The organism is Bradyrhizobium sp. (assembly GCF_035309285.1).
Taxonomy (GTDB): Bacteria; Pseudomonadota; Alphaproteobacteria; order Rhizobiales; family Xanthobacteraceae; genus Bradyrhizobium.
The window spans coordinates 1-2,097 of the sequence record NZ_DATGFH010000054.1 but is presented as its reverse complement, the minus strand read 5'-3'; the positions used below and the strand labels follow the sequence as shown (position 1 = coordinate 2,097).

Here is a 2,097-nt window from a genome sequence, read left to right as displayed (position 1 = left end):
CTTTTATAGCGCATGGTGATGTTGTTGCCGCGCAGGATGCCCATGCGCTTCAGGCAGCGCGAGGTGCCCTTCGCGGTATCGTCTTTCGGCAGCGAGAAGATCACGGCCGCGGCAGACCCAATGAGGTCGAAGAAGGCCGGTTTGATCTTGCGCGTGGTCTTGGCATAGAGCTCGTTGGCATATTGGTCGTTGCGGCAGCCGAGCGACAATTCGGCCGCCGCCGGATGCGTCAGATAGATGATGTTGGCGGCCTTGAAGTTGACCTTGAGCCCGTCGATCGAATCCGCCAGTTGCTTGGCAATTTCGTCGCAGTGGTCGGCGCGGGCGGGGGTTGCGGCGAGTGCTGCAAGAAACGCAAGCGCTGCGGCAAGCAGGATCGGTCGGCGAAATTGTCGTCGGGATGTCATGTGAGAAGGCCCCCCTTTGCCGCCATTGAAGCGAATGGGAAAGGGGAGTGCAAGGGCGCAATGCCGCTTCTTGCCGGCGGGGAAAAGGGCGTTGCAGATCAGCCACCGCGTCGCGTGCCTCTATGCCAGCGACAGATCACGCGCGACCCGCGTGAGAATCTCGAACATCTCGTCCGGCGCCTCGTTGATGAGGTCGTGACCGCAGGCAAGGGTGTGAACCTGCCACGCCGGATCGTCGCGCAAGCGCTCGTATTGTGCCGTGAACGGCGTCGCGTTCCAGCCGGTGGCGTAGACGAACAACCGTGGCATCGGCTTTTCCGCGCGCGTGAGGTGAAGTGCCTGGAGGAATGAGCCGATCGGATGCGGCCTGCGACGGAGATCGCCGCCTGCGGGCGGTTCGACCGTCAGCCCGTCCTGGCGCGCGCGTTCGATGATGAGTTGCCGGAAACGCTCGCCTGCGAGATCCCACCAGGATTGACCGTCCGCCGGCACGAAGGCATCAAGATAAGCCAGCGCGGCAATCCGCTCGGGCGCGCGATCGGCAACGCCAGCCGCGACCATGCCGCCATAGCTGTGCGAGCACAGGATTACCTCGGATAGATCCTCGACCGCGAGAAGCTCCATGATGTCGGCGATATGCGTGTCGAGATTGATGTTGGCGCCGGATGGCTCCGGCACGACGTCCAGACCGCTCAGGGTCGGCGCATAGGCCTCGTGGCCCGCCCGCTTGAGCCGCGCGACAAAGTCGGCGAACGTCCAGCCGCCGCGCCAACCACCTGGAATCAGGACGAAACTAGCCATCGCGACCCTCGCCATTGCCATGCTGAAAGCTGTGTTGCTCTCATCAGCGGTGGTAGTCTATCAGACCTGTCAAGGCCGCCTGGCGCGGTCCGCAAACCCCGTGAGACGCTCCATGAACGCCCCGACCGCCTTTCCCGACCAGCAAAAGCCTGTTCCGCCTTACAAGCACACGCCGCTGTTTCCGCTTGGACCGGACACCACGCCCTACAAAAAGATCACGACCGAGGGCGTGCGGGTCGAAAAGGTGCTCGGCAAGGACATGCTGGTGGTGTCACGCGAGGCGCTGCGGGCGCTGTCGGAGGCAGCGTTCGGCGAGATCAATCATTATTTGCGGCCGGGGCATCTGAAGCAGCTCCGCAACATCCTCGACGACAAGGAGGCGAGCCCCAACGACAAGTTCGTCGCGCTCGACTTTTTGAAGAACGCCAATATCGCCGCCGGTGGCGTGCTGCCGATGTGCCAGGACACCGGCACCGCGATCATCATGGGCAAGAAGGGCTGCAACGTCATCACCGACGGCGAGGATGAGGCCGCATTGAGCGAAGGCGCGCGCGACGCCTATCTGCGCCGCAACCTGCGCTATTCGCAAGTCGCGCCGCTGTCGATGTATGAGGAGAAGAACACCGCCAACAACATGCCGGCGCAGTGCGAGATCTATGCCGAGGGTGGCTCTTCGGAAGTTGATTTGGCCTACAAGTTCATGTTCATGGCGAAGGGCGGCGGCTCTGCGAACAAGAGCTTTCTGTTCCAGGCGACGCCCTCAGTGCTGACGAAGGATCGCATGCTCGCCTTCCTGAAGGAGAAGGTGCTGACGCTGGGCACAGCGGCATGCCCACCTTATCATCTTGCCATCGTCATCGGCGGCACATCGGCCGAGCTCTGCATGAAG

The 2,097-nt window shown here is 62.6% G+C and carries 3 protein-coding genes; 1 reads left to right on the top strand and 2 read right to left on the bottom strand.

The window, feature by feature from the left end; genetic code table 11:
- The coding region (locus VKR55_RS10995; protein ID WP_324402773.1) for a hypothetical protein at positions 1–407 on the bottom strand (407 nt) is incomplete at its 3' end.
- Between the two features lie 120 nt (positions 408–527).
- Entirely contained in the window at positions 528–1,208 is a 681-nt protein-coding gene (locus VKR55_RS10990) for an alpha/beta fold hydrolase (RefSeq protein WP_324402771.1), read from the bottom strand.
- Between the two features lie 112 nt (positions 1,209–1,320).
- On the opposite strand from VKR55_RS10990, the gene VKR55_RS10985 reads away from it, so the two are divergent.
- Positions 1,321–2,097, top strand: a 777-nt coding sequence (locus VKR55_RS10985) for a fumarate hydratase (protein WP_324402768.1), incomplete at its 3' end; no start/stop codon positions are given.

Coding starts and splice junctions, on each gene's coding strand:
- VKR55_RS10990 (WP_324402771.1), bottom strand. CDS start 1,208: ATGGCTAGTTTCGTCCTGATTCCAGGTGGTTGGCGCGGCGGCTGGACG.